Annotated in this window: 3 protein-coding genes and 1 pseudogene; 2 read left to right on the forward strand and 2 right to left on the reverse strand. The window is 38.0% G+C overall.

Annotated features, from left to right (window positions below):
* Positions 1-332 precede the first annotated feature (332 nt).
* Positions 333-1664, reverse strand: a complete 1332-nt coding sequence (locus tag H6G92_RS37905; RefSeq protein ID WP_190901903.1) for an aromatic ring-hydroxylating dioxygenase subunit alpha — start codon at positions 1662-1664, stop codon at positions 333-335.
* 57 nt (positions 1665-1721) lie between these two features.
* The gene (locus H6G92_RS39135) at positions 1722-1877 is read right to left on the reverse strand and encodes a hypothetical protein (protein ID WP_190971488.1); all 156 of its coding nucleotides are present in this window, start codon (positions 1875-1877) and stop codon (positions 1722-1724) included.
* A gap of 237 nt (positions 1878-2114) precedes the next feature.
* On the opposite strand from H6G92_RS39135, the gene H6G92_RS37910 reads away from it, so the two are divergent.
* Together H6G92_RS37910 and H6G92_RS37915 are read left to right on the forward strand one after the other, a co-directional pair.
* Positions 2115-4637 carry a two-partner secretion domain-containing protein gene (locus tag H6G92_RS37910; RefSeq protein WP_190901901.1) on the forward strand — a complete coding sequence of 841 codons (2523 nt, stop codon included), beginning with the start codon at positions 2115-2117 and terminating at the stop codon, positions 4635-4637.
* Positions 4634-5960 (forward strand): annotated as a pseudogene (locus H6G92_RS37915) (CHAT domain-containing protein); the annotation flags it as partial. The gene H6G92_RS37910 and the pseudogene H6G92_RS37915, both read left to right, overlap by 4 nt.

Raw genomic sequence — 5960 nt, forward strand, 5'->3', positions numbered from 1 at the left:
GGATGGGGGTTTGTTCATTGCCTCACCTCTAGGCTGACAGCAGTCGAACAAATATTGAATTGTGTCATCATGGAAATATAGAGTTTTTATTTATGCCCCCATCCTTTAAACAGGTTGGGGTTTTTCATTGCTTTTTATATTTTGCACTGATGGAAGAATACTTTGACGAAAATCAGTCCAATACCCTGGAGTTGGCTGGGAAATGACCACAACTTCCGCCAAGGCAGAGATAGCCCTGGCGCAGCATTTAGTGAAGATAGGTGCTGCGGAATTGGCGCTATATGTTGAGCTACTTACAAAATTAATAATTTTGTAATTGTTGTCTAGTTCTGTTATTTTTTAGCATGAACATAGTCTACAAAGTAAAATTTAGGAACAAGCCAAAATTTGAGCCAAGTGTAAGCTGCCAAACTTAATAGTGCTGTAATAATTAGCGTTAAACCAAGCTTGACTCGAAACGTGTCTGGGAGGATAGCAACTCCTGAAATAGTAATAGCAGAGTATGCCAACAGTACCACTTGCAAACGCTGGATCACCCTTAGCGCCCCTCGGCAGCTACTACAGTGCTGAGTATGTTGTTTGTAGCGATCAAGCAGTACAGTCCGACTGTCGTTAATATTTGAGTTTTGTAAGAAATTAATTCCGACTTCATTCCAAGGTAAATCCCCATTACAATACTTTTCAAACCAATTTCTGAACTCAATGACTAAACGATCTGCACTTGTAGGTAGCTTGTAGGCAGTTTTCCAGCTTTCAACTAACTTTTTTTGTTGAAAAAAGCGCTCTTGCTGATGTAGAAGAATCATATCTCCATCAAGAAGCGGATTACGAATTATGATATGTTCTAACCAACGAGGTAATAGACTATAAATTGTTTTAGCAAAATTAATAGGAAATTGAGCCACTATTCTTGACCGACCTGGAGACACTGGAATACAGTAAGTAACAATTCCTAACTGCTTTCCAGAACCAATACTAATTGCATATTCTAAGCGGCAAGGTGGTTCAAAAGTAATTGTTGTTCGTCCTGAGCTTCTTTCAATAACTGCTTCAATCAAATTTACTGTTGATTTCTCAATATTCATAGGTATAGGTACTGCTTGCTCTCGAATACCTTGCACTTTATGATGTGCAAAAGGAACATGACTTGGATCTGCCACATTCTCAACAAGAGTTTGCCAATCATATTCCAAGTCGCGTACAAAAGAATCCCAAACAAAACCTTTGCTAGCATCTACTTGAGGTGACAGAGGTAATGGCGTATTTGCAGCCTGTTCTGCTGATTTAGCATCTGCCCAAACCCAAAGTAAATCATTTTGCTGACGAACAGGGAATGTAACTGCACAGAAGTTTTTTTGATTCCTAGTCACAATTTCTGGATTTTCTGCTTGGGGAATATATGTACAAACTCCTTGAGAATCAAACTGCCAACCATGATAACTACACATCAAATTACCCGTTTTTTCATCAACACGCCCTTCACTTAAGGGAGCAAGGCGATGAGGGCATTGATCTAAAAATACTTGGTAAGCTTTAGATAATTTAGGCTTCCAAATGACTAAGCGTAATCCCAGAAGAACAACTGTGGTGGGGCAGTTTGGATTGATATCTTCGATAGGGGAAAGCGGATACCACTGTCGAAAAAAATCAAACTCAGATTGGATTTCTGTATTCATTGAGTAAACAAAAAGTAATTTTACGTTTAGTATGTGCAACCGCCATCAAGACATTTTAATGGCAAGCAGCCGATGAACTGTGAGTGATAACAGATAAATCGTCAAGTGAGGCAATAGCACTTGGTCAAAGGCTTGACCAGAGTGAAAAAGCTCAAGATGGGAAAGATTTTGAATCCTAATCCAAGATTTGAGTTTTTTCATAAGTGTTGGGATAATGACTCAGCGCGTGTAGATTCTTATCAAAAAGTTGATTGCCAAGTTTGTTTCCTCAGTGGGGTATTGCTTGCATAAAGGGGAAGTTCATTGATTGCAATAGATAGAGAGATAACTGATTAATCGCATATATTAACGTCATGGTCAAAATCATTTAAATCAGTTGTAGCTGGTTCTTTTTAAACTTTATAATATTTTCGTGTAAAAAAAAGGATTTAGATACAGGTGCATAAAACGAAAATTAAAATAAAATGGGGAAAAACTAGTTATTATTTATTCAGGCTTAGTATATTATATCACATAGTATTTTCAAATCCAACTGCTGCACAAATCGTTCCAGATACTACTCTCACTAACAATTCTCTCATTACTAATCAAGGCAGTCTCAATATTATCAATGAAGGGACTAGAGCAGGAACTAATTTATTCCACAGCTTTCAAGACTTTTCTGTTTCTACTGGGAATACTGCTTTCTTTAATAATGCTGCTGATATTACAAACATTATTAGCCGCGTCACAGGAAAATCTGTTTCTAACATTAATGGTTTAATTCGTGCTAATGGAACAGCTAACCTATTTCTGCTCAACCCCAATGGAATTATTTTTGGTTCTAACGCTCAATTAAACATTGGTGGGTCATTTGTCGCAACCACAGCCAACAGTATTAAATTTGCTGACGGTAAACAGTTTTTTGCTCAACCCAACCAGAAAGAAGCATTGCTAACAATTAGCGCCCCTACAGGGCTATCATTTAGAGATAATTCAACTGGAACTATTCAAGTTTTAGGTGGCGGACATCAAATTACACCAAATGCTGGTTTATTCCCTACCATAGTAAACAACAATTCAACAGGCCTTTTAGTACAATCAGGAAAGACTCTAGCTTTAATCGGGAGTAACATAAATGTGGAAGGTGGCATTATAACTACTCCAGGGGGACAATCTGAGTTGGGTAGTGTAGGGTCTGGTTTTGTTGACCTTAAATCCAATAACCAAGGATGGACTTTTGATTACGAAGGAGTTCGCAAGTTTGAAGATATTCAGTTATCGAAACAAGCTTTAATCAATGCTAGTGGTACAGGCGCTGGAACAATTCAGCTACATGGAAATAATGTCTATCTGACAGACGGTTCAACAATGTTGATTCAGAATTTAGGCGAGACTTCATCTGGAAATATCAATATTAATGCTTCTAGGTCTTTGGTTTTGGAAGGAACTTCTCCAGATGGCAATGTTTCTAGTAGTATACTTACGGAAACAGTAAATACTGGAAAAGGTGGCGATCTAAAAGTTTTTACCCAACGATTAACGCTTCAGGATGGAGCAAGAGTGGGAGCAGGTACATACAGTAACGCTTCTGGAGGTAACGTAACTATTAATGCCTCTGATTCTGTGCAATTGTTAGAAAACAGGCTTGCTAATCCTTTTCGCCGTGGAGATACTATTAGCTTCATCAGTGCTGCTACTTTCGCTTCTGGGCAAGCAGGTTCTGTTCAAATGTCAACAAAACAGCTACGAATTACTGATGGAGGAACAGTGGCATCATCAAGCTTCGGAACTGGAGATGGAAACAACGTTATTGTCAATGCAAATTCTATCGAAATTACAGGGATAAAACCAGAGCGTTCTGCTCCAAGCACCATAGCAGCTACAGCTTTTAATGCTGGAAATGCTGGAAGTTTAACCATAAAGACATCAGAATTGCGATTGAAAAATGGAGGAGTAGTTAATTCTGTTGCTTTTGCAACTGGAAATGCTGGCAGTATAAATATTAATGCCGAAAACTTTATCGAAGTAAGTGGAAAAGCTAACAGCTTCCAACCTAGTTTTATAAGCTCATCAGTCAATGTTGCAAATGAAACTGTCAGAAAAATATTTGGACTACCTTTGATACCAACTGGTTCTGCGGGAAATATCACCATTGACACTCCTTTTTTAAATGTCAATCAAGGAGGTTTAATTAGCGTAGCAAATGAAGGTTTAGGTGATGCAGGAAGACTTGAAATTAAGTCCAATACGATTAACATCACAAACAACGGAGGCGTTACCGCAACCACTACTGTCGGACAAGGTGGTGATATTAATATTACCTCAAATAATATTTTTATACGCAATGGAATTATCTCCACAACTGCTGGTCAGCAAGACACAGATGGTGATGGTGGCAACATCAATATCAACACAAATATCCTAGTTCTTGCGGACAACAGTGGTATCACAGCTAACGCTTTTAAAGGACGAGGCGGAAATATCCTGATAAATGCTCGTGGATTATTTTTCTCTCCCAACAGTAAAATTACAGCTAGTTCAAAATTCGGATTGAATGGTGATGTTCAGATCAACGGCTTTTACGTTGACCCTAACGGCATTGAGTCCGTACCAGAAGGACTTGCACAAAGTCCACAAGTTGCATCAGTTTGCCAGGGACAGTCAGACGTGGCAGGAAGTGAATTTGTCATGAGTGGCGTGGACAGATTACCTCTGGGTCCTAAAGATGTACCACCTATTAAACCAACTTGGCAAGATAATTTTGTTTCTGGTCAAATCAACAATAATTCAGAGGAGCCAAAATTGCAAAAACAAGCAACACAAATTGTAGAAGCTCAAGGTTGGGTGCAAGACTCCTACGGGAATGTAACCTTGACGGCAGAAGCAAATTCAGCAACACCTCATGCTGTGTCGTTCGCTAGCTTATGTTCTGAAGAAAATGTATCAAAAAGTACTATTACAACCCATGCCCAGCAATGATTAGACGCCGAGACTGGTTTAAGTATGTATTTTCAAGCATTCTAGGGCTATTAACAGTTGTAGGCAAGCCATCCATTATCGCTGCTCAAGCTGTAAATAAAGAAGCACAAAAACGTAATCAAGCCCGACTACTGACCCAAATAGGAGAAAAGTATTTAAATGAAGGACGAGCATCGGAGGCCCTTGAGTCCTGGAAATCAGCCACAAAAATTTATCGTCAACTTGGCTACGAAGAGGGTATTACTGGCAGCTTAATTAACCAAAATCTTGCCCTACAAGCTTTAGGTTTAAATCGTTTTGCTTGTAACACACTATTACAAGCTCTAAAGCTAAATACAGACACTAAGATTTGTGCCATCTTGCCACAACAGTCTACTGAATCTACAACAAAACTATTGATAGCAGAGATTGATAAGCAAAAAGATTTGCCAGTAAATCTATTTGCATGGCAAAACTTAGGAGATGTCTTGCGCTTAATTGGTAAATTAGATGAATCAAAGGTTGTTCTCGCAAAAACGCTATCAATTGTTCAAAAAACGTCTACTGTTGATACTCATGAGCTTTTGCTGTCATTAGCTAATACTCAAGAAGCTATTTATAAGCAAGCACGAAATAAATATTATGAAGTAGAAGAACCAGATTTCAAAAATGAAATTGTGGAGCTGATTCAGCAACAAGCACTCAATTCACTTGAAATTTATCATCAAGTGAATTTGGTGTCAGCAAATTATCCAGTAACACAATTAAAATCTCAACTGCATCATTTGAGCCTGCTAATAGATTTTGATAATTTCTTAACAACAGAGTTAAATTTAGGTAATTTCAAATTAGTTGAGATTCGCAATCAAATTCAACAACAAATTCACCCCTCTATTAACATAATTTTAAAAAATTCTTCTACATTCTCTCAATTATCAGCTACCCAACTTGTTTATACAAAGCTCAATTTTGCTAATAGTTTAAGTCAAATTCCAGATCAGCAATTACGTTCATTAGCTATTGAATATGGTCAGTCTGCTTTACAAACAGCTAAAAGTACAAGTAATCAGCGAATCAAATCTTACAGTCTTGGCACTCTGGGTAAATTACAACCAAAAAAATCAGAAGCATATTTTTTAAGAGCTTTAAGTTTGGCTCAATCAATTCAAGCAGAAGATATTGCTTACCAATGGCAACAACAGCTAGGAAACTTGTACAACAAGCAAGGAAGGGCTAAAGAAGCTGACTTTTCACGGGATGTGGGAAGGGGAGTTTGGTTCGCGAATGTCATTCGCGAACCAAACTCCCATAAAAATGATCTTTATATTTGCTGGTATTGTCGTC

Origin of the sequence: Nostoc foliaceum FACHB-393, from assembly GCF_014698505.1 — a bacterium.
Classification (GTDB): Bacteria; Cyanobacteriota; Cyanobacteriia; order Cyanobacteriales; family Nostocaceae; genus Nostoc; species Nostoc foliaceum_A.